At 64.1% G+C, this 22,598-nt stretch carries 24 protein-coding genes, 1 tRNA gene and 1 riboswitch; of the genes, 11 read left to right on the forward strand and 14 right to left on the reverse strand.

The features are described from left to right. Positions 1-52: 52 nt before the first annotated feature. From ACWGPT_RS10890 to ACWGPT_RS10900, 3 genes are read right to left on the reverse strand one after another with little or no spacing between them, the layout of a single operon-like run. A complete protein-coding gene (locus ACWGPT_RS10890; RefSeq protein WP_452605613.1) occupies positions 53-631 on the reverse strand; it encodes a DUF6969 family protein in 579 nt (192 codons plus the stop codon). Further along, the gene (locus tag ACWGPT_RS10895; RefSeq protein WP_452605614.1) at positions 631-903 is read right to left on the reverse strand and encodes a hypothetical protein; all 273 of its coding nucleotides are present in this window, start codon (positions 901-903) and stop codon (positions 631-633) included. Before ACWGPT_RS10895 ends, ACWGPT_RS10890 begins: the two co-directional genes overlap by 1 nt. Further along, the gene (locus ACWGPT_RS10900) at positions 900-2,111 is read right to left on the reverse strand and encodes a YeeE/YedE family protein (protein WP_452605615.1); all 1,212 of its coding nucleotides are present in this window, start codon (positions 2,109-2,111) and stop codon (positions 900-902) included. Before ACWGPT_RS10900 ends, ACWGPT_RS10895 begins: the two co-directional genes overlap by 4 nt. Positions 2,112-2,305: 194 nt before the next feature. Between ACWGPT_RS10900 and ACWGPT_RS10905 the strand changes: the two genes are divergently transcribed. The 3 genes from ACWGPT_RS10905 to ACWGPT_RS10915 all read left to right on the forward strand — a co-directional run bounded on the left by ACWGPT_RS10905 (position 2,306) and on the right by ACWGPT_RS10915 (position 4,855). Beyond that, entirely contained in the window at positions 2,306-2,728 is a 423-nt protein-coding gene (locus ACWGPT_RS10905; RefSeq protein WP_452605616.1) for a TlpA family protein disulfide reductase, read from the forward strand. Beyond that, positions 2,725-3,444: a cytochrome c biogenesis CcdA family protein gene (locus tag ACWGPT_RS10910; RefSeq protein WP_452605617.1), complete on the forward strand. Its 720-nt coding sequence runs from the start codon at positions 2,725-2,727 to the stop codon at positions 3,442-3,444. Before ACWGPT_RS10905 ends, ACWGPT_RS10910 begins: the two co-directional genes overlap by 4 nt. Positions 3,445-3,565: 121 nt before the next feature. Then, the gene (locus ACWGPT_RS10915) at positions 3,566-4,855 is read left to right on the forward strand and encodes a rhodanese-like domain-containing protein (protein ID WP_452605618.1); all 1,290 of its coding nucleotides are present in this window, start codon (positions 3,566-3,568) and stop codon (positions 4,853-4,855) included. 125 nt (positions 4,856-4,980) lie between these two features. Here the strand turns inward: ACWGPT_RS10915 and ACWGPT_RS10920 are convergent, their stop codons facing one another. The 6 genes from ACWGPT_RS10920 to ACWGPT_RS10945 all read right to left on the reverse strand — a co-directional run bounded on the left by ACWGPT_RS10920 (position 4,981) and on the right by ACWGPT_RS10945 (position 10,512). Further along, on the reverse strand, positions 4,981-5,337 hold the full coding sequence (locus tag ACWGPT_RS10920; protein ID WP_452605619.1) for a hypothetical protein: 357 nt from the start codon (positions 5,335-5,337) through the stop codon (positions 4,981-4,983). A 140-nt stretch (positions 5,338-5,477) separates the two neighbouring features. Then, positions 5,478-6,467, reverse strand: coding sequence for a class 1b ribonucleoside-diphosphate reductase subunit beta (gene nrdF, locus ACWGPT_RS10925; RefSeq protein WP_452605620.1), 990 nt, complete (start codon positions 6,465-6,467; stop codon positions 5,478-5,480). A gap of 98 nt (positions 6,468-6,565) precedes the next feature. Continuing rightward, a complete protein-coding gene (nrdE, locus tag ACWGPT_RS10930; protein ID WP_452605621.1) occupies positions 6,566-8,719 on the reverse strand; it encodes a class 1b ribonucleoside-diphosphate reductase subunit alpha in 2,154 nt (717 codons plus the stop codon). Next, positions 8,707-9,105, reverse strand: coding sequence for a class Ib ribonucleoside-diphosphate reductase assembly flavoprotein NrdI (gene nrdI, locus ACWGPT_RS10935; RefSeq protein ID WP_452605622.1), 399 nt, complete (start codon positions 9,103-9,105; stop codon positions 8,707-8,709). Before nrdI ends, nrdE begins: the two co-directional genes overlap by 13 nt. Positions 9,106-9,115: 10 nt before the next feature. Next, entirely contained in the window at positions 9,116-9,337 is a 222-nt protein-coding gene (gene nrdH / locus ACWGPT_RS10940) for a glutaredoxin-like protein NrdH (RefSeq protein WP_452605623.1), read from the reverse strand. 247 nt (positions 9,338-9,584) lie between these two features. Then, positions 9,585-9,798, reverse strand: a riboswitch (cobalamin riboswitch). Between the two features lie 234 nt (positions 9,799-10,032). Continuing rightward, the gene (locus ACWGPT_RS10945; RefSeq protein ID WP_452605624.1) at positions 10,033-10,512 is read right to left on the reverse strand and encodes a hypothetical protein; all 480 of its coding nucleotides are present in this window, start codon (positions 10,510-10,512) and stop codon (positions 10,033-10,035) included. A gap of 142 nt (positions 10,513-10,654) precedes the next feature. On the opposite strand from ACWGPT_RS10945, the gene ACWGPT_RS10950 reads away from it, so the two are divergent. Further along, the gene (locus tag ACWGPT_RS10950; protein ID WP_452605625.1) at positions 10,655-10,861 is read left to right on the forward strand and encodes a hypothetical protein; all 207 of its coding nucleotides are present in this window, start codon (positions 10,655-10,657) and stop codon (positions 10,859-10,861) included. A gap of 104 nt (positions 10,862-10,965) precedes the next feature. Here the strand turns inward: ACWGPT_RS10950 and ACWGPT_RS10955 are convergent. Next, positions 10,966-11,042: transfer RNA gene (locus ACWGPT_RS10955), tRNA-Pro, on the reverse strand. A 227-nt stretch (positions 11,043-11,269) separates the two neighbouring features. Here ACWGPT_RS10955 and ACWGPT_RS10960 point away from each other — a divergent pair. Together ACWGPT_RS10960 and ACWGPT_RS10965 are read left to right on the forward strand one after the other, a co-directional pair. Beyond that, positions 11,270-11,626: a hypothetical protein gene (locus ACWGPT_RS10960; protein ID WP_452605626.1), complete on the forward strand. Its 357-nt coding sequence runs from the start codon at positions 11,270-11,272 to the stop codon at positions 11,624-11,626. A 144-nt stretch (positions 11,627-11,770) separates the two neighbouring features. Next, complete coding sequence (locus tag ACWGPT_RS10965; protein WP_452605627.1) at positions 11,771-12,682, forward strand: transglycosylase SLT domain-containing protein; 912 nt, start codon at positions 11,771-11,773, stop codon at positions 12,680-12,682. Positions 12,683-12,705: 23 nt separating this feature from the next. On the opposite strand, the gene lhpI is transcribed toward ACWGPT_RS10965, so the two are convergent. Both lhpI and ACWGPT_RS10975 read right to left on the reverse strand, forming a co-directional pair. Further along, positions 12,706-14,400, reverse strand: a complete 1,695-nt coding sequence (lhpI, locus tag ACWGPT_RS10970) for a cis-3-hydroxy-L-proline dehydratase (protein WP_452605628.1) — start codon at positions 14,398-14,400, stop codon at positions 12,706-12,708. Then, entirely contained in the window at positions 14,397-15,398 is a 1,002-nt protein-coding gene (locus tag ACWGPT_RS10975) for a 4-hydroxyproline epimerase (protein ID WP_452605629.1), read from the reverse strand. Before ACWGPT_RS10975 ends, lhpI begins: the two co-directional genes overlap by 4 nt. 149 nt (positions 15,399-15,547) lie before the next feature. Here ACWGPT_RS10975 and ACWGPT_RS10980 point away from each other — a divergent pair, with 149 nt between their 5' ends. Next, complete coding sequence (locus ACWGPT_RS10980; RefSeq protein ID WP_452605630.1) at positions 15,548-16,582, forward strand: Ldh family oxidoreductase; 1,035 nt, start codon at positions 15,548-15,550, stop codon at positions 16,580-16,582. Between the two features lie 99 nt (positions 16,583-16,681). Here ACWGPT_RS10980 and ACWGPT_RS10985 read toward each other — a convergent pair whose 3' ends face one another. Then, positions 16,682-17,644, reverse strand: a complete 963-nt coding sequence (locus tag ACWGPT_RS10985; protein ID WP_452605631.1) for a dihydrodipicolinate synthase family protein — start codon at positions 17,642-17,644, stop codon at positions 16,682-16,684. Between the two features lie 113 nt (positions 17,645-17,757). Next, positions 17,758-18,462: a GntR family transcriptional regulator gene (locus ACWGPT_RS10990; RefSeq protein WP_452605632.1), complete on the reverse strand. Its 705-nt coding sequence runs from the start codon at positions 18,460-18,462 to the stop codon at positions 17,758-17,760. 235 nt (positions 18,463-18,697) lie between these two features. On the opposite strand from ACWGPT_RS10990, the gene ACWGPT_RS10995 reads away from it, so the two are divergent. From ACWGPT_RS10995 to ACWGPT_RS11010, 4 genes are all read left to right on the forward strand, one after another. After that, on the forward strand, positions 18,698-18,838 hold the full coding sequence (locus ACWGPT_RS10995) for a hypothetical protein (RefSeq protein ID WP_452605633.1): 141 nt from the start codon (positions 18,698-18,700) through the stop codon (positions 18,836-18,838). A 562-nt stretch (positions 18,839-19,400) separates the two neighbouring features. Beyond that, positions 19,401-20,117, forward strand: a complete 717-nt coding sequence (locus tag ACWGPT_RS11000) for a sugar transferase (RefSeq protein ID WP_452605634.1) — start codon at positions 19,401-19,403, stop codon at positions 20,115-20,117. Between the two features lie 38 nt (positions 20,118-20,155). Beyond that, positions 20,156-21,136: a UDP-glucuronic acid decarboxylase family protein gene (locus ACWGPT_RS11005; protein ID WP_452605635.1), complete on the forward strand. Its 981-nt coding sequence runs from the start codon at positions 20,156-20,158 to the stop codon at positions 21,134-21,136. After that, a complete protein-coding gene (locus ACWGPT_RS11010) occupies positions 21,133-22,479 on the forward strand; it encodes a UDP-glucose dehydrogenase family protein (RefSeq protein WP_452605636.1) in 1,347 nt (448 codons plus the stop codon). Before ACWGPT_RS11005 ends, ACWGPT_RS11010 begins: the two co-directional genes overlap by 4 nt. The last annotated feature ends 119 nt before the right edge of the window (positions 22,480-22,598 follow it).

Here is a 22,598-nt window from a genome sequence, read left to right on the forward strand (position 1 = left end):
TGCCGCGAGCAAATTCGCGGCAGCAATCCACGGGGAATGACTGCGTTTCGCCTCAGGCGCGGAGCGACAGTTCGCTCAGCACCTCGTAGCTACGATCGAGGCGAAGAGCCTCCGGATCGCCTCCGAGCGACAGCAGCTTTCGATCGCGTTCAAGGTTCAGCGTCCTGATCTCCGCGTCGTAAAGGGTCACGACGGCCGTCAGCCAGCGGTTGACCAGATAGTCGGGCTCCGCCAGTTCGACGTTGAACCTCTCGAGGAGACTGTTGGTCTCCTCGGCGCCGTACCAGGTGCCGCCGACCACCCACTGGTTGACGGTGAAGAGACGGGTGAGCCGACCATGCGGATCGACCCCGACGGCGATCAGATGGCAGGCGGGGCTCTCCTTGCCCTCGGGGCGCACGAAGCAGTGGAAGTGGCCGTGCTCGCCCAGCGCGGTGCTGTCTTCGTGGCAATGGTAGTACCATTGCGCCCCGGAGACATGATCGCAGACCTCCGGTTCCGGATAGTGCTTCCAGGTCGTCACTCCCTGCGGCGGAAGGACCTTGAGAAGGATGCTGCTGCCCGACTTTGCAAGGATCGCCTGGCAATATGCCTGCTCCTGCCTGGCCCGGTTGCGCGCTTCCTCGTCCATCAGAGGACGCCTGCCGAGCAGGGGTTGCCGTCCGACGGACTCGGCGCCGGTGCGGGCGCGGCCGCCGGCGCGGCGGGCGCCCCGCTGTAATCGTCGGCGAGATCATCGTAGCTGCGGCCCCCCGACGTGGCGGGGATTGCCGCGGCGCACGGGCTGTCTTCTTCCTGATGGGCTAGCACGGGGCGCGGTGCCTCGCTGGTGGCGTGGTCGACCGCGACCGCGCCGACGGCCGCCAGCAGGGAGGCGCCGAAAAGGATGGTGTTTCTGCTCATGATTTCTTGAATCCGTCTAGCCCGAATACCGGACGCGCCAAAATGCCGAGGAGACTGCCGCCGAACGCCATGACCAGCCAGAGCCAGCCGTGAAGGCTTCCGGAGGCGATGCCGCTGAACAGCGCGCCGATATTGCACCCGAAGGACAGCCGCGCCCCGTAGCCCATCAGCAGTCCGCCGAGGATGGCGGCGGCGTAGGATGCAAGCGGAACCCTTGCGCCTTCGGCAAAGCGGCCCGCGAGCGAGGCCGCAAGCGCCGCGCCGAGAATGATCCCGAAGTTCATGACCGATGTCACATCGAAGAGGACGCTCTGCTCCAGTGCGCGTGCCTGGAAAGGCACCTGCCAGAATTGCCAGCTGGCGACCGGCACTCCGATGGCATCGAGGACCTTCGCTCCCCAGAGCCCGAACCCGTAGGTCACGGACCAGGGATGGCCGGCAAGCAGGAGGGTGATCACGTTGCCGAGCGCCAGAACGAGGAGCGCGAGCCCCAGCGGCCACGGTCCGCGAAGGATCCGGGCGGGCCGCAGGGCGGAAAGCCCCTGGAACACCGGCTCGACATTGCCGTGGCGCCTGCGCTCGACAAGTGCGAGGACCAGGATGACCGCGAGGAGCGCGACGAGCGTTGCAGCAGTTCCCGGCAGCGGGCCCAGATATTCGCCGAGCTTGACGGCGGGCATGGATGGCAGACCCAGCCAGAACGGCAGGTGGGCGGTTGCGATCACCGCGCCGGCGATGAAACCGATGAGGGTGACGAGCATCCGGCTGCTTCCGCCGCCGACCGTGAACAGGGTTCCCGAGCCGCAGCCGCCTCCCAGTTGCATCCCGAGCCCGAACATGAAGGCACCGACGACGACGGAGACGCCGACCGGGGCCCAGGCACCGGAAAAGGTCCGGTCAACCTCCCAGAAGCCGCTCATCAGGGGGATGAAGACGAGGGCCGTGATGGCGATCATCAGGAACTGCGCCCGCATGCTGCGGCTGCGGCCCTCGGTCGCGAAGCGCCGCCAGCCGCCGGTGAAGCCGAACGAGGCATGATAGAGGGCGGCACCGAGGAGCCCGCCGTTCAGGAACAGGAGCGACTGGGTGGTCGATACCTCCGAAGCGATGAAGGCCGCCCCGAGGATAAAGGTCGCAAGGACGACGAGGAGGGGTGAAAGGTCGGAGCGGGCTTCAGAAACGTGCCCGCCGGGAAGGGATATTGCCATCAAGTTCATTCCATATGCACAGGGCCGCCGTTATGTCACAGTCGGCATGCCGATGGAAAATCATCAACGTCTCATTCCACGGCGGTTTTGAGAATTAGCGACCCGGATCATGGCGCATTTGGAACTCCTGTTTCTTTCGGCCCCGGTTGGGCAAAGATAGTTTGCCCGGATAGAATCTCTTGAGGAAATACGGATTGTCTTTCGCAGCAATACGCCAGGTCGCCCTGGCCCTGTCCCTGGTGGCGGTAACGAGCCTCGCCCCCTCGCCTCTTCTCAAGGCCGCACAGGCCGAGCAACAGCAGGCGCGCCTGGTCGAATATTCCGAGACGACCGATCTTGCCGCGCTGGCGAAGAAGGGCCCGACCGTCATCTTCTTCTTCGCAACCTGGTGCCCCAACTGCATCCTGACGCTGACGGAACTGTCGGAAAAATGGGACCAGATCGATCCCGGCGCGACGGTGGTGATCGCCGATTATGACCGGGAAACCGAGCTGAAGGCGAAGTACGGCGTGACCTACCAGGACACGTTCGTGCTTCTCGACGCCGATGCCGGCGCGGCCAAGCTCTGGAACGCCGGAGGGATCGCCACCCTCAACGAGAACCTTCGCGGGAAATGACCTTCCTTTTTGCGTTTCTGGCGGGCGTGGCGACAATCGCCTCGCCCTGCGTCCTGCCGCTCCTGCCGGTCATCCTGGCCAGTTCCACGCTGGAGGGACGCTTCCGGGCTGCCGGCCTGATCCTGGGCTTTGCCCTTTTCTTCACGGGGATCACGCTGGCGCTCAGCCTGCTCGTGCGGCATTTCGCGGTTTCGCCCGACATTCACCGGATCGCCGCCGGCGTCATCTTCGTCGCGATGGGCGCGGTGTTGACCCTGCCCGTCCTCAAGCACCGTTTCGAATACGCCGCGTCCGGCGTGATCGGGTCGCTCGATCTCGGACCGCGGCGGACGACGGGCTTTCTCGGGGGGATGCTAACCGGCGCCGGCCTCGGCCTCGCCTGGACGCCATGCGTCGGCCCGATCATGGCATCGGTCATCACGCTTGCCCTCAACCAGGAAACGACCGCCCAGTCGGCATTGACGGCCGCCTTCTTCAGCCTCGGAACGGCCCTGCCCATGGGGCTGGCCGTCGCCTTCGGCAAGAGGCTCTACGACCGGACCAACTGGTTGAAACGACACAGTTCCCGGCTCCAGCAGGCGATGGGGCTCTGCATCCTTCTCGTGGGTCTTGCCATCCTTCTCGGCGCCGACCGCACCGTCCAGGTCTGGCTGCTCACCTGGTTTCCCGGTTGGGACCAGGCGCTTACCGGCTGGGAACGCGCCGTGACAGACTGATTGTTCCAAGGAACCTTCACCGGGAGCAAATTTTGCTCCCGACCGGCCATTGTTTGGCACTGAATTGATTGTGCTTTCGCGGCGAATATCGAACCCTAAGGGCGAGAATAAGGAGTGATACATGTCTCATACCATCGTCAAACGTCTACTGGCCGCCAGCGCCCTTTCGCTCTTCGTCGTGGCAGCCGCGCCGGCGCTGCAGCAGGTCCTTCCTGGCAGCCACCACGCCGAGGCGTTTGCCCAGACGGAAGGCTACCCGATCATCGTCAACGAGGCGCAGTTCAAGGAACTGGCCGAGAAGGGCGGGAAGATCGTCGATTCGCGCCAGCCCGCTGCCTTCGAGAAGGGGCATATCCCCGGCGCGGTGAACATCCCCTGGGCCAAGCTCAACGTTTCCGAGCGTGACGGCATCCGCAACGAGTTCGCCGAGGACGCGGTCTTCGAGGACGTCATCGCGGCTGGCGGGCTCAAGGCCGGCGATACGCTGCTGATCTACGACAGCAACTCCCTGCCGGGCCGCGCATTCATCGCGCTCGAGTATGCGGGCTTCAAGAACATCCACGTGCTGGATGGCGGCATTTCCGGCTTCACCGGTGAGCTGTCGACCGATCCGGTCGAGGTCGCCAAGTCGGACTTCAAGCTGACGGAAAAGAACGATGTCCGCGTCGACAAGGCCTATGTCCAGTCGAAGCTGAAGAGCCAGGACACCGTGATCATCGACGGACGCAACTCCGACGCCTTCGTCGACGGCCATATTCCGGGCGCCAAGTCGGTGGTGGCCGCGAGGCTCCTGACCGAAGACCGCAAGATCCTGCCGCAGGACGTCATCAACAACCTGCTGGCGTCGCGCGGCGTCGACAAGAACAAGGAAATCCTCTCCTATTGCGGCAGCGGCGTCGCTGCGGCGAATAACTACATCGCGCTCAAGAACCTCGGCTACACGAACGTCCGCATCTATGACGAAAGCTGGGACGAGTGGAGCCGCGATCCTGCGGCCGGCCAGTCGCTGGCGCTCGGCAACTACGCCTTTGCCGGTGCCGACCTCGGCAATTCCGAAGGTCCGAAGTTCCTGACGGCCGAACAGGTCAAGGAACTCGCCGCCACTCCGGACGTGGTCGTCGTCGACGTCCGCTCGCCCTCCGACTACAGCGCCGGACAGATCCCCGGATCGGTCAACGTCTTCTGGGATTCCACCCTCGACGACAACCGGGCGCTGAAGAGCACGGACGAGCTTCGCAAGCTCTACGAGGAAGTCGGCGTGACGCCCGACAAGAAGGTCGTGCTATTTACCCGCGGCGGCGTCCAGCTGACCCACAGCTACACGGTGCTCTCGCTCCTGGGCTTCAAGAACGTCGACTTCTTCACCGGCAAGTTCGAGGGCTGGGAAAACGGTGCGCTGAAGCGCGGCTGACCGCGCGGCAGCCGAACAATATCCATGGCGCAAGTGCCTCCCGCTTGCGCCATGGGACCAACCACCCTCGGCGGCAAGGCGACCGCGCGTCGAGGCTTTCTCTATCTTTATCCAGGACCTGCCGGTCAGTTACACTTTGCGCCGGCACTGGCGGCCGCAGTCTTGCCGCCGTCCTGCTGTGCGGCGGCATCCTGGCCCGATGTCGCGAGGTTGCTGGTCTCGCCCATCGGCATGGTCTGACCGTCCTTCTGGGGCGCTTTCGCGAGGGCGTCCGCGCTGGTCGTCGTGGTGCCGGTGGCGCTTTCCGTCTTCACCTGCGAGCCGGAATCACCCTCAAGCGGAGCCTGGGTTCCGTCCTTGGCGATGCCGGCGGTCTCCTGCGTCTTCGCGGAGCCGGCAACGTCGTGGCAGTCGGCAAGGCCTGGCGTGTGGCTAAAGGCTGCCAGGGTGACGGCAGCCGTAATCGTGGCGAGCGTCTTCATGACTTGATCCTCCTCTTCCCTGAGCGGCTAACCCTGCGACAATTCCTTTGTTCCAGGGCACGCGGCATTTCCTCCCCCGGCGATCGCCTCGCGGAGCGGCGGGCTATCGCCACACCGCGAGGCCCTGCGGCACGCCTTGCCTAGAAGTCCCAGTCCTCGTCCTCGGTCGCGACCGCCTTGCCGATGACGTAGGACGAGCCGGAGCCCGAGAAGAAATCGTGGTTCTCGTCGGCATTGGGTGAGAGGGCGGACAGGATCGCCGGATTGACACGGCACGCCTCCGGCGGAAACAGCGCCTCGTAGCCAAGGTTCATCAGCGCCTTGTTTGCGTTGTAGTGCAGGAATTTCTTGACGTCCTCGGTCAGCCCGACGCCGTCGTAGAGATCTTCCGTGTAGCGCGCCTCGTTGTCGTAGAGTTCGAGCATCAGGTCGAAGGCGAAGTCCTTGATCTCCTGTCGCCGCGCTTCCGGCTCGCGGTCCAGCGCACGCTGGAACTTGTAGCCGATATAATAGCCATGCACCGCCTCATCGCGGATGATCAGGCGGATCAGGTCGGCGGTATTGGTGAGCCTTGCGCGGCTCGACCAGTACATCGGCAGGTAGAAGCCCGAATAGAAGAGGAAGCTTTCGAGGAAAACCGAGGCGACCTTCTTCTTCAGGGGATCGGCGCCGTCATACTGTTCCATGATCAGGGCGGACTTCCTCTGCAGGAACTCGTTTTCCTCCGACCAGCGATAGGCGTCGTCGACGTCGGGGGTCGAGCACAGGGTGGAGAAGATCGACGAGTAGGAGCGCGCATGCACCGCCTCCATGAAGGAGATGTTGGAGAGCACGGCTTCCTCGTGCGGGGTCTGCACATCCGCCATCAGCCGGACGGCCCCGACGCCGTTCTGGATCGTGTCGAGCAGGGTCAGGCCGGTGAACACGCGGATCGTCAGCGTCTGTTCCTCCGGCTTCAGCATCGCCCAGGAGGGGATGTCGTTCGACAGCGGCACTTTCTCAGGCAGCCAGAAATTGGAGGTCAGGCGGTTCCAGACTTCGAGATCCTTGTCGTCCTCGATGCGGTTCCAGTTGATGGCGCGTATGGCGGCGGCGGGCTTCTGGGCCTTCGCCTTGCTTTGCATGTTCATCGGTAATGTCCTTTGGAAGATCGGGGCTGCCCCTCACCCCGCCTCCGCTCTGTTCGGCGCGGGCGGATGAGGGGCAAGCACCGGCACATGGCTGAAGATCAGAGCGCGCAGGAAACGCAGCCCTGCACTTCCGTGCCGGTCAGCGCCATCTGGCGAAGGCGGATGTAGTAGATGGTCTTGATGCCCTTCTTCCAGGCGTAGATCTGAGCCCGGTTGATGTCGCGGGTGGTCGCCGTGTCGCGGAAGAACAGCGTCAGCGACAGGCCCTGGTCGACATGCCGGGTTGCCGCCGCGTAGGTGTCGATAATCTTCTCCGGGCCGATCTCGTAGGCGTCCTGGTAGTATTCGACGTTTTCGTTCGTCAGGTAGGCTGCCGGATAATAGACGCGACCGATCTTGCCTTCCTTGCGGATCTCGATCTTCGAGACGATGGGGTGGATCGAAGAGGTCGAGTGGTTGATGTAGGAGATCGAGCCCGTCGGCGGCACGGCCTGCAGGTTCTGGTTATAGAGGCCGCCCTCCATCACCGCCGTCTTCAGGTCCTGCCAGTCGTCCCGGGTCGGAATGCGGATCCCGGCGTCCTCGAAGAGCGCCTTCACCTTCTCGGTCGCGGGCAGCGACTCGACCTCGGTGTACTTGTCGAAATATTCGCCCGAGGCGTATTTCGAGTTCTCGAAGCCCTTGAAGCTCTGCCCGCGCTCCACCGCCAGCCGGTTGGAGGCGCGAAGGGCATGATAGGTCACCGTCAGGAAGTAGATGTCGGTGAAATCGACCCCTTCCTGCGAGCCGTAGAATATCCGCTCGCGGGCGAGGTAACCGTGCAGGTTCATCTGCCCGAGACCGATCGCGTGGCTCTCGTCATTGCCCTTGGCGACCGAAGGCACCGACGAGATGTGGCTCATGTCGGAGACCGCGGTCAGCGCACGGATCGCGGTCTCGATCGTGCGGCCGAAGTCCGGGCTGTCCATCGCGGCTGCGATGTTGAGGGAGCCGAGGTTGCAGGAAATGTCCTTGCCCATTTGCGCATAGGACAGGTCCTCGTTGAACAGGCTCGCCTCGCTCACCTGCAGGATCTCGGAGCAGAGATTGCTCATCGTGATGCGGCCGGCGATCGGGTTGGCGCGGTTCACCGTGTCCTCGAACATGATGTAGGGATAACCGCTCTCGAACTGGATCTCGGCGATGACCTGGAAGAACTCGCGCGCCTTGATCTTCTTCTTGCGGATGCGCGAATCCTCGACCATCTCCTGATACTTCTCGGTCACCGAGGTTTCGGTGAAGGGCACGCCGTACACCCGCTCCACGTCATGCGGCGAGAAGAGGTACATGTCCTCGTTGTTGCGGGCGAGTTCGAAGGTGATGTCGGGGATGACGACGCCGAGCGACAGCGTCTTGATGCGGATCTTCTCGTCGGCGTTTTCCCGCTTGGTGTCGAGGAAGCGCATGATGTCGGGGTGGTGGGCATGGAGATAGACCGCACCGGCGCCCTGCCGCGCGCCGAGCTGGTTGGCGTAGGAAAAACTGTCCTCCAGGAGCTTCATCACCGGGATGACGCCCGACGACTGGTTCTCGATCTGCTTGATCGGCGCGCCCATCTCGCGAAGGTTGGTGAGCGACAGGGCCACGCCGCCGCCGCGCTTCGAAAGCTGCAGGGCGGAATTTATCGCGCGGCCGATCGACTCCATGTTGTCCTCGACGCGCAGCAGGAAGCAGGACACAAGCTCGCCGCGCTGTTTCTTGCCGGCATTGAGGAAGGTCGGGGTCGCCGGCTGGAACCGGCCCGAGATGATCTCGTCGACGAGATCGCGGGCAAGCTCCTCGTTGCCGGCCGCAAGCGTCAGCGCCACCATGCAGACACGGTCCTCGTAGCGCTCGAGATAGCGCTTCCCGTCGAAGGTCTTCAACGTGTAGGACGTGTAATACTTGAAGGCGCCGAGGAAGGTCGGGAAACGGAACTTCCGCGCATAGGCCTCGTCGAAGAGGTCGCGCACGAAGTTGAAGGAATACTGGTCGAGGACTTCCTGCTCGTAATAGCCTTCCGTCACCAGGTAATCGAGCTTCTCCCGCAGGTTATGGAAGAAGACGGTGTTCTGGTTGACGTGGCTCAGGAAATACTGCTTCGCCGCCTGGCGGTCGCGGTCGAACTGGATCCTCCCCTGATCGTCATAGAGGTTCAGCATGGCGTTCAGCGCATGATAATCGAGCGGCGCTTCTGCCGGGGCGCTCGTTTTCGTCTGGGTCAGCGTGTCCAAAATCGTTCCAGTCCCTGTCTGACGGCGATGACGTCTTCCGCGGTTCCGAGAAGCTCGAACCGGTAGAGGAGCGGCACGCCACATTTGTCGGCGATGATCCTGCCGGCGCGCCCGTAGGCCTCGCCGAAATTGGTGTTTCCCGCCGCGATCACGCCGCGGAGGAGATGGCGGTTGCGGGGATCGTTGAGAAACCGGATGACCGGCTTCGGCACCGCTCCCCTGTCGCCGCCAGCGCCGTAGGTGGGCGTGACGAGCACATAGGGCCGGTCTGCCAGCGGCCGCACGGCATCCGCCTCGACGGGCAGGCGCACTGCGCTCTGCCCGAGTTTCTCCACGAAGCGCCGGGTGTTTTCCGATCGGCTGGAGAAATAGACGAGGCCGGCCATTTCCGGCCCCTTACGAAAGCGCGCTGATCATGTCGGGGCGGAACCCGCCCCAGTGCTGTTCGCCGGCAATCACGACGGGCACCTGCCGGTAGCCGAGCCCCTGGACGAGGGCGAAGGCCTGCATGTCCTCGGAAACGTCGACGACGGTATAATGGATGCCCTGGCGGTCGAGAGCGCGGGTGGTGGCAGCGCACTGGACGCAGGCGGGCTTGGAATAGACGGTGATCGACATGGGTTCCTCGTGGAAATTGGGCGCAGGAAGGCATTGTCGGACCGGGGCCGCACCAGGCCCGGACCGACGCCAAGGGGAAAAGACGTGCGAATGCCGCAGTCGAAAGCGACTACGGGTCAGCGATGACGTGGAATGGCGTGTTCATGGCCTTGACCCCGATGCAGACGAATTGACGGGGGCGCGAGGAAGGCGGCCTGCCCGGCAAAATCCGGACACGAGCGACCAAACCCTGCCCGGCACCCCGCCGGCGGACGTTTCGATCAAGGCAGGTCTCCTGGCTTACGGGTCGTCACGCCTGATCCGCCTTCCCGGGTCAAACCCAGTGGCGCGATGGAGCAGGCACTCGCCGTTCACAGTTGCGGGGGCAGCCTCGGCTTCACAGACCTATGTCCGCTACCGAATTCCCGTCTTAGCCCCGATCCGAAAACCGAATCGAAGGAACCTCGAACACTAGATATAGTAGACGAGATGAAATCCCCGTCAACGGCTATGAACGGTGGGTGAGGAATACGGCGGGGATAAGTACGACGGGCGGAGGCTTCGCGGCGGCGCAACAGACCGTCTGGCAGGGCAATCTCGCATGGCGATCCGCGGCCGGGAAAAGAAAAACCCCGCATTGCGGGGCTTCGAGCTGGTCGGACGCGTGCAAAAAGGCGGGCAAGGACGCTAAGGCGGGGGCCGAACGGCCACAGGCCTCAGTTGCAGATGCGAACGCCGCCTTTGACCATCGTCTCCCACTTGGGCCCCAGCGTCTCGCGCGCCGAGACCGCGTTGGCTGCGTCGGGCTCGCCCTCTTTAAACATGCGTACGCCTATGGCCTGATCATGGCTGCCGCCGTAAATTGTCGGGCCTGGCGTGTAGGTGGTGATCGCGTTCACGGTGGCGAACCGCCCATACGAGTTCACGGAACCATGGGTGCTGTAGGTTCCGGGCATTTGGGTGGCGTACGTGTTGTTTGCTGCCGAGGCGGATGTGATGACGTAACGGTCGTAGCCCGCCTTGATCGTCTCGACCGCGGCTGACTTCTCAGCAGCTTTCAATGCGCCGGTGGACCCGCACATCGACTCGGCGCTCGTTTGAATGATGATCTCGTTCTTCGAAACGCGCATCGCGCTTGATTGCACGCACGACGTTAGCGCGAGCGCTGCCGCCGCGACCCCTACGATGATTTTCAATTCGGTATCTCCCCCTTGTCCGCGCCCAAATCGCATTGGCCGAGAGGCTCGTCAACTCGCGGAAATCATCGGTGCAAAATCAGAAACCCCGCTTCCAATTCATGCCCGCGAGCGCGCAGGCGTTTCGTTTCTAGGAACCCCGGTGGCCAAGCAAACAGAACGGGCGACGCGCTCCGGGTGGCGTTCGACGAGTGCAAAAAACAACTTCGACGAAATCAGTGAATTCCTCGACCACCTAGAACCCACCGCCCATGCGGATGTCGTCGAATTGCCTACGGCAGGACAGGGCGGCAAGGGACACCGCAGTTTAGCCAGGCGATGTCTGTACGGCGGCGGTTCAGGATACTGACGCATTCGACACGGCAGCACACGGGTTGCCGCAATCATTGCCGAAGGAGGAGTTGCGATCGAAAGGTCGACAAAGAAAAACCCCGCAACTGCGGGCTTTTCAGCTGGTCGGAGTGGCAAGATTCGAACTTGCGACCCCCACGTCCCGAACGTGGTGCGCTACCAGACTGCGCTACACTCCGTGACCAGCGGCGCCTCTATAGACCAGCCATTCGGCTTCGACAAGCGGTCGGATGCAAAATTTGCGGCCTCTGCCTTGCCAATAAAGCATCGGCAGCGGGCGTGGCAAAAAGGTGGCGGTGACGGGATATTTCGAGAGCGAGGCGACGCGGTGCTGCGCCGCACCGTGGGAATCTGCTAGTGCGGCCCCGCAACGTGTCGGACGAGCAGAGAAGAGGGTCTACAGGACATGAACCGCCGCATCATCGCATCCACAGCCGTCATCGCCATCGTGCTTTCCGCCTGCACCACGACGCGCGCGCCGGCCAACCCGATCGAGGCCCGCTGGCTGGGGCAGTCGGCGGGCAAGTTCTTCGCGAGATACAGCCCGCCCCTCAGCGACACGGCCACCGGATCGACGACGCTCTACAACTGGCGGGGCGGCTACCAGCGGATCAAGCTGCAGAACGGCCGCACGGCCAATGTCAGCTGCGCTGCCCAGATCACGGTCGATGCCGACTACAATATCCGCGCCATCCGCATCACCGCCGACCGCCAGGGCGCCACGGGCCCGAGCTATTGCCAGGAACTGCTGACCCAGGAGTAGCAGCCGCCTCGAGGCACGCGGGCGGCAGACCCACCGTCCGCGGGCCCTCCATCCGCTGCCGTCGCGCGACGATGGCCCACGATGGCCCTTCGCCGCGGTTCATGGCAGAATGGTTCGTCAGACGGACGACCGCGCGCATAGACCATGGCCAGACTGGCGATTTCGCTGCTGCTCTTCCTCGCCTTCACCGCCGAGAGCCCTGCCACAGGGCAGCCCGGCGAAGAGGAAGGCGAATGCCTGTCTTCCTGGGTGGACGAGACATCCGGTGACGCGCTCTGCATCCGCCGCGAGACGTTCAACCACGATCTGTGCGGCGGCATCGAGTATTTTGCCCGCACGCAGGACATCCCGGCGGATTTCTTCGCGCGGCTGATCTGGAAGGAAAGCCTCTTCAGGCCCGATGCCGTCAGTCCCAAGGGGGCGCAGGGCATCGCCCAGTTCATGCCGGGCACCGCAAGGCTGAGAGGGCTCTCGAACAGTTTCGACATCCTGCCGGCGCTGGGCGCCTCCTCCGCCTATCTCAAGGAACTCAACGGCCGGTTCGGCAGCTACGGATATGCCGCCGCCGCCTACAATGCCGGCGAGGCGGGCCTGCAGCGGTTCCTCCAGCTGGGCCTTCTGCCGTTCGAGACGCGCGACTATGTGCGCTCGATCACCGGCTACTCGATCGAAGAGTGGACGAGCGAGCCTCCGGACGCCGCGGCCGCGCCGCTCGACGCGGACAAGACGTTCCTGGACAGTTGCGTGGCGCTTGCCGAAAGCAGGCGGCTTTCGGCGGGATCGATGCTCGCCGAGGGGCCGTGGGCGCCCTGGGGCGTGCAGATCGCCGCGCATGCCAGCCCCGAGGTCGCAAGGAAGCTCTTTGCCGGCAGGGTTGCCCGCCTGCCCTCGCCCCTCGACCGGGAACTGCCGCTCATGGTTCACCAGACGCGCGGCAATTTCGGCCATCGCGGCCGCTATGCGGCGCGGATCGGGCGGGAGACCCGCGCAGAGGCGGAAAAGCTCTGCGCGACGATCAGGTCCGCCGGGGAGGCATGCACCGTCTTCCGGAACTAACCGCCCGGAACTAGCCGTCCAAACTAACCGCCGAGCCAGGCGGGAAGCCGGTCGGGGGCCACCCCCGTGACGGCCGCTTCCGCGCAATCGCGAATGCTGCCGAAACGGACCGTCCGCCCGCTCAGGCCCGGGCCGTAATGGGCATATTTGCCGGAATTGGTGAGGACGGACCTCGCTTGCGGCGGAAAGACCGGCTCGCTGATCGAGCACCAGCACAGATCCGGCAGGACGGTCACGCCCGACTGCCTGAGGAGCGGCAGCGTTCTTTCCTCCTCGGCCGCCCTGATGACGTCGTGCCCGGCGGTCACGATCACCGCGACATCCGGGCGGCACCGGCGCCCGGCAAGGGCTTTGGCGAGGGCCCGGCATTCGCCGAGCGAGGCATGCGGGCTTCCGATCGCGACGAGATCGACCCGTTCGGGGCCGGAAGAGAGTTCGCGCCAGCCACCCGCCATGTCCTCTCGCGTGATCCGGTGGCGCGGCAGGCCGGCGGCTGGGGCCGCGTCGGCCTCGGGGGTAACGCCCTGGATATGCAGCATGGGCGCGGCGGAAGTGGTGCCGAAGGCCGCGCAGAGCGCCTTGAGGTCGTCCATGGACGGCGCTCCTCCCTCGAGGCCTCGCAGAAGCGGAATGCGATCGGGCGAGAGCTTTCCGGCAAGGTAGCCGACCAGCGGCCAGAGCGCGTCGTCGAAATCCTGCGGAAGCTCGATATCGACGACCAGACCCGGCTTGCGGTTCAAATCCAGATAGACGCCGGAGAGCGGTGCCCGGCCGGTCAGCGCGATGCAAAGGTCGAGGAAGTCAGGATGCTTAGGCGTGCGCGCGCCGAGCACGGAATTGGCGAAGATAACTGCGTTGGATTCCGCCCAGGCAATGCACTCGCCGTAAGTCGGCGCGCTCTCCAGCAGGTAGGGAGCGCAGGTATAGGTCGGACGGCAGCCCATACGGACATAGGCGTCGGCGAGTTCCTGCGCCGGCTGTCCGAAGTCTTCCGGCACGCGCTGCGCACGCCAGTTCGCATGATCGACCGAGATTGCGTTCATGGTGGCGGGGATACGGACGCGTGCGCCCGTCGCCGCCATCTTCTGCGCGAAAAGAAGGTTGGCGCGGCTGGCATAGATGCACCCGTCGATATGGGCCTGGGTCACGTCCACGAGCCGGCGCGCGCCCTGCTGTCCGGCCATGGACGAGACGATCTCCATCGCCTGGCGCACACCGGGGCCCGCCTCGCCGGCCAGCATGGCGCGGTCCTCGGCCGTCAGTTCCAGCTGGGACGTCGGCGCCGGAGCGAGGGGAAAGGTCTGGCCGTTCGCCTCCAGCCGATCGCGCGCGACGAGGACGCGGTCGGTCTCCGAGAGGACGCGGAAGACCTGGTCGGGCACGCGGATCACCGGGATCGGCTTGTCGAACATCATCGCGGCGACGAGCGCGCCGAGCGTCAGGACGTCCTCCGGACCGCTGAAGACGAGAGCGGCCGGGGCGCGGCCGGACAGGATGAGATCGAGCAGCACGCCCGAGCCGGAACAGGAGCCGCGGCTTGCGGGCATCAGCAGGATGGTCCCGGCAAGGAAGGCCCCGTGCAGCGGATGGTGGACATCGATCACCCGCCCGTCGTCCGGCGACACCCCTCCCCAGAAGCTCAGGGGTTCGTCGCTGAAGAGCACCGGCCCCTCGGCCTCGCCGGCCAGGATGGCGACAGCGCCCTCCCCGCCCGTCATTTGACGACGAAGCCGTGCGCGAACGGGTCGCGGTCGTCGATGAAGATCGTGTTGATGCCGGTCTGCCGGGCCCAGCCGGCGATCGACGGAATGATCGCATTCCGGCCGGCCACCGTCGTCGCGGCCTCGACCCGGCCCTTGAAGATCGAGCCGATGATCGATTCGTGCCAGAATTCGTCGCCGACCGTGAGCTTGCCCCTGGCCGCCAGCTGCGCCATGCGGGCCGAGGTGCCGGTGCCGCAGGGCGAGCGGTCGATGGCCTTTTCACCGTAGAAGACGGCGTTGCGGGCATGCGCGCCCTCGACGGTCGGCTTGCCGGTCCACAGGATATGGCTGAGGCCGCGGATTTCCGGATGCTCCGGATGCACGAATTCGTATTTCCCGTTCAGCGCCGCCCGCAGCTTCGGGCTCCAGCCCACCAACTCGCCGGCCGTGTGATCGGCCATGTCGCGGAAGTTCTTCTGCGGCTCGACGATGGCGTAGAAATTGCCGCCATAGGCGACGTCGACGACGATCTCGCCCAGGCCCTCGACCTCGGCCGTCAGTCCCTCCGCGTAAAGGAAGCCGGGGACATTGGTGAGGCGCACTTCCTCCACGAAGCGTCCCTCCTGGCGGTAGGTGATGTCCACCTTGCCGGCCGGGGCATCGATGGAGAGCCTCCCGGGCTCGCGCGGCGTGATCAGGCCGTTCTCGATCCCCATGGTGATCGTGCCGATCGTCCCGTGGCCGCACATGGGCAGGCAGCCGGAGGTTTCGATGAAGAGGACGGCCACGTCGCAATCCGGCCGGGTCGGCGGATAGAGGATCGAGCCCGACATCATGTCATGGCCGCGCGGCTCGTACATCAGGCCGGTGCGGATCCAGTCGAACTCGCGCAGGAAATGCGCCCGCTTCTCAAGCATGTTGGCACCCTCCAGGCGGGGACCTCCGCCGGAAACGAGGCGGACGGGGTTTCCGCAGGTATGCCCGTCGATGCAGGAGAAGGTATGGGAGGCCATTGTTTTCATACTCCGTCGGACCATGGCAGTCGAAAGACGTGATAAAGAGGCGCGCGGGCCCGAATTGCGTCCGCGCGATTTTGTATACTATATGTATGCAGACTGACAACTGCCGCCGACCCGGCGGCCCAACTTTGAAGAGACAGACGATGACGCAGACCTCCACCCTTACCATTGAGGCTCTTTACCAGCGGGTCGAAGCCATATTCCGGAAGGCTGGCCTCAATGCGCTTCAGGCAGGGGCGCTGGCCCGCGTCATCGTTGCGGGCGAGCGCGACGCATGCAAGTCGCACGGCATCTACCGCATCGAAGGCGCACTCAGGACGGTCAAGGCGGGCAAGGTCAAACCGGACGCGGTGCCCGAACTCGACCGCAACGAAGGCTCGGCCATCGTCCGCGTCAGGGCGAATGGCGGATTTGCCAATCCGGCCTTCGAACTCGGCCTGCCGGCGCTTGCCGAGCGGGCCCGCGAACTCGGCCTCGCCGCGCTGGTCATCAACGACTGCAGCCATTTTTCCGCGCTCTGGCCGGAAGTGGAGGCCGTGACGGAGCAGGGCCTCGCCGCGCTCGTCATGTGCCCGAGCTATGCAACCGTGGCGCCGACGGGGGGCAGCAAGCCGCTTCTCGGCACGAACCCCTTCGCCTTCGGCTGGCCGCGCCCGGACGGCGCGCCCTACGTCTTCGACTTCGCCACGTCCGTGGCGGCGCGCGGGGAACTGGAACTCTATCGGCGCGCCGGCAAGCCGCTGCCGGAGGGCTGGGCTGTCGATGCCGAGGGACGGCCGACCACCGATCCGGAAGCAGCACTTGCCGGCGCCATGCTGCCTTTCGGCGGCCACAAGGGCTCGGCGATCGGCACGATGATCGAGCTTCTCGCCGGCATCATGATCGGCGACCTGACAAGCCCGGAGGTTCTCGACTACCTGGGGACCACGACGCTGGCGCCCATGCATGGCGAGCTTATCCTCGCCTTCTCGCCGGAAAAGTTCTCCGCCGGCCGCCCCGGAAACCCGTTCGCGCGGGCAGAAAACCTGTTCGAGAGCATCGTCGGCCAGGGAGCCCGCCTGCCCTCGCAGCGCCGCTTCCTCGCCCGCAAGACATCCGAGGCGGAAGGCGTCACGCTGACCGCCGCCGAAATGGAACAGCTAGACCGCCTTCTGGAACTGGGTATCGACGCGGTCTGATCAGGGGCGCCTATCTTCCGGGCGCGCGCTTCCGCGGCCTGGCTCCAACAAAAAAGGCCCTCCTTGCGGGGGCCTTTTCACATGACGGTGCGCTGTGAGCTACGCCTTGCAGGCCTGCACCGCGCCTGGCAGCTTGCTCCACTCGGCATACCAGGTGTCGAAGAGCTTCAACTGGCCTTCGACATAGCCGCGCTGGCTCTCCGAAAGCTCGTCCGTTTCGTTGAAGTGCAGGCTGTATTCCTCGTCGCCCTTCAGCACCATCATGTACTTGAAGAAGAGGACGAGGTCCGGCCCCTCGTCGAAGGACGACAGGACCGCCAGTGCCTCTTCCAGCTCCAGCGCACGCCGGCGGGCATCCGGATCGCCCTTCGCCGCCGCCTGGGCGAGGTTGCACAGATGCAGGACTTCCTTCGGCAGGACGCAGCCGATCCCGGTGATGGCGCCGGTCGCGCCGCAATTGACGAATCCGTTGAACACGCAGGTATCGACCCCGATCATCAGCGACACGCCATCGTCGCGGCTGGTGATGTTCTCGGCGGCGTAGCGCATGTCGGCCGCTCCGCCGAATTCCTTGAAACCGACGAGGTTGGGATGCTCGGCGCGCAGGGCGAAGAACAGGTCGGCACGGGTGGCGAAGCCGTAATAGGGGCTGTTGTAGATCACCGCCGGCAGGTCGGGAGCGGCGGACAGGATCGCCTTGAAATGGTTCTTCTGGGCGGCGACGACCGAGCCCCGGGAGAGGACGCGCGGGATGACCATGAGGCCCGCGGCGCCGACCTTCTGGGCGTGGACGGCGTGCACGACCGCGGACGCGGTGTTGGCGGCGCCGGTGCCGACGATGACGGGGACGCCCGCCTTGACCAGTCGCTCCACCCCTTCCATCCGCTGCTCATCGGTCAGCAGCGGCCAGTCCCCCATGGATCCGCAATAGACGACGGCGGACATGCCCTTCCCGACCAATTCCCTGGCCTTGCGGACAAGCGCATCGAAATCCGGCGACCTGTCCGGCTTGCAGGGGGTCATCAGTGCGGGAATGACACCGGAAAATACGTTCGCCTTCACGTCAGTCTCCTTTTCGCCGGCCTGCGGCGGCCGCCCTGGATTCTTCTGTCGCGGGCCAGTCCGGATCGGAGCGCCGCGCCTGCATTCTACTTGTCGACAAATAGAATACAAAATCAGAGCGTGATGTCCACCCCGTCGCTGCGGCTGAACAGTTTCTGCACCTGCGCGACGATCTGCTCCGCATGCAACCGCGCAAGGCGGTCGGCCGCCTCGACGTCGCGCACCTCGATCGCCGAGATGATCTCCGCGTGATCGTCGACGAAGCTCTGGGGAAAATTCTCGTCGTAGGAGCGGTAGTAGAGACGCAGGATGCGCCGTCCCTCGTCCAGGAGCCGCCGGAACAGGCCGGTGAAATAGGGGTTGCGGCCAGCCTCGGCGATCGCCGCGTGGAAGGACGCATTCGTGGCGATCATCGCAAGCGCATCGCGCGCGGCGACGGCGACCGCATATTCCTGGTGCTTGGCGCGGATGACGGCGAGATCCTCGGCCCGATGGTTCTGCGCCGCCAGCCGCGTCGTCACCCGGTACATGAGCACCAGCGCATCGAAGAAGGGAGCGAGGTTGAGGAAATCGATGTTCGACACCATGGTCGAGCGGTTGGGGAGGGTCTCGATCAGCCCCTCGCCCGCCAGCCGCACGAGCGCCTCGCGGATCGGCGTGCGCGACATCCGGAAGCGTTCCGCAAGTTGCACCTCGTCGACCGGGCTGCCCGGCGCGAGCTTCAGGTCGAGGATTTCGTCGCGCAGCAGGTCGTAGACCATTTTTGCGCCGGAGCCCCGTTTGCGGCGGGAGGCAGGGGGAGATGCGGGGTCAGCCATGGGAGATCCTTCTTGTCGACACGCAAAATACATTTCCTCGTGCCGCGAGCAACCGGATGCCCTCGACATGCCGGAAGAGGCGCAAGCGACGACGCGCTATGCCCGGACAGTGGCCGGAGTGTCTCCGGACGAGGCAGTCGTTCAGGCTTTCTCAAGCATGACGATGGTTAACCATAGAAATTCACCGCAGCACAACGTCATCCCCGGATGATGGTCCTATCGGAAGGATGGACCCATGTCGCGGCGTCTGAACAATCTGCTATTCGCTTTGGCCCTCTCCCTGTCGATGTGGGCGATCATCATCTATGCGTCCGTCGCTCTCTACGGAAACTTCGGCCCCGGCCTCGACCCGGTCACGACGGCGAGCGTAGACTAGAGATCCCGTCCAGCGGCTCCTTCGCGTTTCCGGTCGATGAAGCCTGCCGGGACAACGGATACTGCTCAAGCAACGGCGTGAGCTTCAAGAAATACTCCCCTAGCCAAGAACCCGCGCCGGCCTTCGCGATGGCGCTGCCGAAGATCTGTTCCGGTATCGACCGGCGTCGATCGCACAAATAAAGCCGGCGCTGACATACTTCTGCTTTAAAATGGAATGATGATGCTTGGCATCCGAACATATCCATTCCGCAAGATGCAGCTTTGCTGCAGCGCACCATGAATGGACGATCCGGGACCGTGGCTGACGGCGATTTCCGCTCGGACGGCCGCTGAATTTCGCCTGACAAGCGGCCCACCGACACTTGGCGTCATCGACTTTCCGGCCTTTGAAAAAGCAAAACAGACGCCCAACAAGCATTTTTACGAGCCCTAGAGCCGCGAAGACAAGAAAAGAAGCGACTTGCATTAACCAGATCAGCAAGCTTGCAGATGTTCTGTTTGCAATGCAGCGAGGACTAAGTTAGATTAACAGTTAGTTAACTTTCCATGAGTGCTGGGTCATGAAAGCAAGTTTATCCTTGGGAGTGCCCGTGGCGCACTTCGAGCAGTATGCCGCCGCAGACCCAGATTCCCCCTCCGCAATACTGCCCAGAACCGAATTTCGTGCGCGATCACTGGAACTTGGCGCCAAGAGGGCGATGGATATCGCCGTATCGCTTGTCGCCCTGATTGTCCTGCTGCCGCTCCTGCTCGCGGTGGCTGCGCTGATCAAGCTGGAGAGCCCCGGCCCGGTCTTCTTCCGCCAAGCGCGATGGGGGAAGGATTGCAAGGTGGTCCACGTCCTCAAGTTCCGGTCCATGCGGCTTGAACACTGCGACCCCACGGGCGTGAACCAGACGATCGAGCGCGATCCCCGCATCACCCGGATCGGGCGCTTCATTCGCCGGACCAATATCGACGAACTCCCGCAACTGTTCAACGTTGTGAAAGGCGACATGTCGCTTGTCGGCCCGCGCTGCCATCCGCTCGGCATGCTTGCAGCGGGCGTGATCTACGAGAACCTCGTTGCGAACTACCACGAACGCCATGTGATGAGGCCCGGGATCACCGGTCTGGCGCAGGCAAGGGGATTGCGCGGCCCGACCACCCGCCCGGCCAAGGCCAGGGCGCGCATCGCCGCAGATATTCATTATGTCGAAAACTTCAGCCTATGGCTGGACTTAAAAATTATCTACTGGACACTACTTTCCGAGATTCGCGGCGGAACCGGCCTGTAGTTTCTCGAAACATCGTCATTTTAGACCAAGGACGCATAATGAAGAGAATACTGGTCACCGGTGGCGCCGGCTTTCTGGGCGCGCATATCTGCGCACGGATGCTGGACAGCGGGCATGAGGTTATTTGCCTCGACAATTTCTACACCGGATCACGAAGCAACATCGCCCCGTTTCTCGCCAATCCCCGGTTCAAGCTGGTGGAGTGGGACCTGTGCGATCCGATCGACATTGCGGTCGACGAGATCTACAACTTCGCCTGCCCGGCTTCTCCGCCCCACTACCAGGCGGACCCGATCCGCACGATGAAGATCAGCTTCCAGGGTGCGCTGAACATGCTGGGACTGGCGCGCAAGTACGACGCCAAGATCCTGCAGGCCTCCACTTCGGAGATCTATGGCGACCCGCTGGTGCATCCGCAGACGGAATCCTACTGGGGCAACGTCAATCCGACGGGCATCCGGGCCTGTTATGACGAGGGCAAGCGCGCCGCCGAGACGCTTTTCTACGACTTTCACCGCCAGCACGGCACCAAGATCCGCGTCGTACGCATCTTCAACACCTACGGTCCCGGCATGAACCCGGACGACGGCCGGGTGGTGTCGAATTTCATCGTCCAGGCCCTTCGCGGCGACAACCTGACCGTCTATGGCGACGGAAGCCAGACACGTTCCTTCTGCTACCGGGATGACCTCGTCGAGGGCATCATCCGGCTGATGAATGCGCCCGACCACGTCACCTTCCCGGTCAATATCGGCAATCCGAACGAATTCACCGTGAAGCAGCTTGCGGAACTCGTGCTCGAGCTGACCGGATCGAAATCCCGTCTCGTGTCGCTGCCCCTGCCCCAGGACGACCCCACCCAGCGCCGCCCGGATATTTCGAGGGCCAAGGAAGTTCTCGGCTGGGAGCCTACCGTTCAGCTGAGAGAGGGTGTCCTCAGGACGATCGCCTATTTCAGCGACCTGGATGCCGATGCGTCGGGCATGGAAGGCAAATCCCGCCTGGAGGCAAGCGCATGAGGATCGTGATCGTCGGATCCGGCTATGTCGGCCTGGTGGCGGGCACCTGCTTCGCAGACATCGGCCACAGCGTGGTGTGTGTCGATAGCGACCGGAGCAAGATCGAGAAGCTTCGCCAGGGCGTCGTGCCGATCTACGAACCGGGCCTCGACGACCTGGTGTCGCAGAACATCGAGAGCGACCGTCTCTCCTTCACGGACGACCTGGAATCCGCCCTCAAGGGGGCCGATGCCGCGTTCATCGCGGTGGGCACGCCGCCGCGGGCGACCGACGGGCACGCCGACATGAAATATGTCCATGCGGTTGCCCATGCCATCGCGGAGAAGGCCACCGGAGACCTCGTGGTCGTCAACAAATCCACCGTACCGGTCGGAACCGGGGACGAGGTCGAGAACATCCTTCTCGCCGCCCGCCGGCCCTTCCGGTTCTCGGTGGTTTCCAATCCGGAATTCCTTCGCGAAGGCGTTGCCATCGACGACTTCCTCCGTCCCGACCGGATCGTCATCGGCAGCGAGAACGAGTGGGCCCGCAAGGTCGTGTCCGACATCTACGAGGTCGATCGACTTGGCGGCGCCACCATCCTCCATACGTCGCGCCGCTCCGCCGAACTGATCAAGTATGCGGCCAACGCGTTCCTCGCGATGAAGATCACCTTCATCAACGAAATCTCCGATCTCTGCGAGGCCGTGGGCGGCGATGTCCGCCATGTCGCCCACGGAGTGGGACTGGACAGCCGCATCGGCGGCAAGTTCCTCAATGCCGGCCCCGGCTATGGCGGCTCGTGCTTCCCGAAGGACACGCTCGCCATCTCGAAGACGGCGCGGGACTACCGGGTGCAGTTACGCACGGTCGAAACCGTCATACAGGTGAACGACAACCGCAAGCGGGCGATGTCGCTGCGTGTGCTGGACGCCTGCGGCGGTTCGGTGCGCGGCAAGACGATCGCGGTCCTCGGTCTCGCCTTCAAGGCCCATACGGACGACATGCGGGATTCCCCCTCCATCCCGATCATCCAGGCCCTCCAGGATTTCGGCGCGACGGTTCGCGCCCACGATCCGGAAGCGATGGACAATGCGTCGAGGCTGCTCACCAACGTCTCCTTCTGCAGTGATGCTCTGGACACGGCAACGGGCGCCGACGCGGTCGTGATCCTGACCGAATGGCCGCAGTTCAGGGAGCTGGATCTCGGGCACCTCAAGGCGGTCATGACGGAGCCGCTGATGATCGACCTTCGCAACATCATGTCGGAGGATGCGGTCATCGATGCCGGCTTCAGCTATTGCTGCGTCGGCAGGAGTTCGACCGGTCCGCGCCGGGAAAAGCAGCTGCTCGCGGCGGAGTGACGCTCGACCGCCTCGGTCATTCCGGAAGGAATGCCCTGGCTGCGACGTCGATTTCCAACCGGGGTGCCGGCAGGATCGGCGCGGTCTGGCAAGATCGAGCCCGCAACGCCGGCTCGTCG

It is taken from the genome of Pseudorhizobium sp. NPDC055634, from assembly GCF_053618655.1.

Coding starts and splice junctions, on each gene's coding strand:
- ACWGPT_RS10890 (WP_452605613.1), bottom strand. CDS start 631: ATGGACGAGGAAGCGCGCAACCGGGCCAGGCAGGAGCAGGCATATTGC.
- ACWGPT_RS10895 (WP_452605614.1), bottom strand. CDS start 903: ATGAGCAGAAACACCATCCTTTTCGGCGCCTCCCTGCTGGCGGCCGTC.
- ACWGPT_RS10900 (WP_452605615.1), bottom strand. CDS start 2,111: ATGGCAATATCCCTTCCCGGCGGGCACGTTTCTGAAGCCCGCTCCGAC.
- ACWGPT_RS10910 (WP_452605617.1), top strand. CDS start 2,725: ATGACCTTCCTTTTTGCGTTTCTGGCGGGCGTGGCGACAATCGCCTCG.
- ACWGPT_RS10915 (WP_452605618.1), top strand. CDS start 3,566: ATGTCTCATACCATCGTCAAACGTCTACTGGCCGCCAGCGCCCTTTCG.
- ACWGPT_RS10920 (WP_452605619.1), bottom strand. CDS start 5,337: ATGAAGACGCTCGCCACGATTACGGCTGCCGTCACCCTGGCAGCCTTT.
- nrdF (WP_452605620.1), bottom strand. CDS start 6,467: ATGAACATGCAAAGCAAGGCGAAGGCCCAGAAGCCCGCCGCCGCCATA.
- nrdI (WP_452605622.1), bottom strand. CDS start 9,105: ATGGCCGGCCTCGTCTATTTCTCCAGCCGATCGGAAAACACCCGGCGC.
- nrdH (WP_452605623.1), bottom strand. CDS start 9,337: ATGTCGATCACCGTCTATTCCAAGCCCGCCTGCGTCCAGTGCGCTGCC.
- ACWGPT_RS10960 (WP_452605626.1), top strand. CDS start 11,270: ATGAACCGCCGCATCATCGCATCCACAGCCGTCATCGCCATCGTGCTT.
- ACWGPT_RS10965 (WP_452605627.1), top strand. CDS start 11,771: ATGGCCAGACTGGCGATTTCGCTGCTGCTCTTCCTCGCCTTCACCGCC.
- lhpI (WP_452605628.1), bottom strand. CDS start 14,400: ATGACGGGCGGGGAGGGCGCTGTCGCCATCCTGGCCGGCGAGGCCGAG.
- ACWGPT_RS10975 (WP_452605629.1), bottom strand. CDS start 15,398: ATGGCCTCCCATACCTTCTCCTGCATCGACGGGCATACCTGCGGAAAC.
- ACWGPT_RS10980 (WP_452605630.1), top strand. CDS start 15,548: ATGACGCAGACCTCCACCCTTACCATTGAGGCTCTTTACCAGCGGGTC.
- ACWGPT_RS10990 (WP_452605632.1), bottom strand. CDS start 18,462: ATGGCTGACCCCGCATCTCCCCCTGCCTCCCGCCGCAAACGGGGCTCC.
- ACWGPT_RS10995 (WP_452605633.1), top strand. CDS start 18,698: ATGTCGCGGCGTCTGAACAATCTGCTATTCGCTTTGGCCCTCTCCCTG.
- ACWGPT_RS11000 (WP_452605634.1), top strand. CDS start 19,401: ATGAAAGCAAGTTTATCCTTGGGAGTGCCCGTGGCGCACTTCGAGCAG.
- ACWGPT_RS11005 (WP_452605635.1), top strand. CDS start 20,156: ATGAAGAGAATACTGGTCACCGGTGGCGCCGGCTTTCTGGGCGCGCAT.
- ACWGPT_RS11010 (WP_452605636.1), top strand. CDS start 21,133: ATGAGGATCGTGATCGTCGGATCCGGCTATGTCGGCCTGGTGGCGGGC.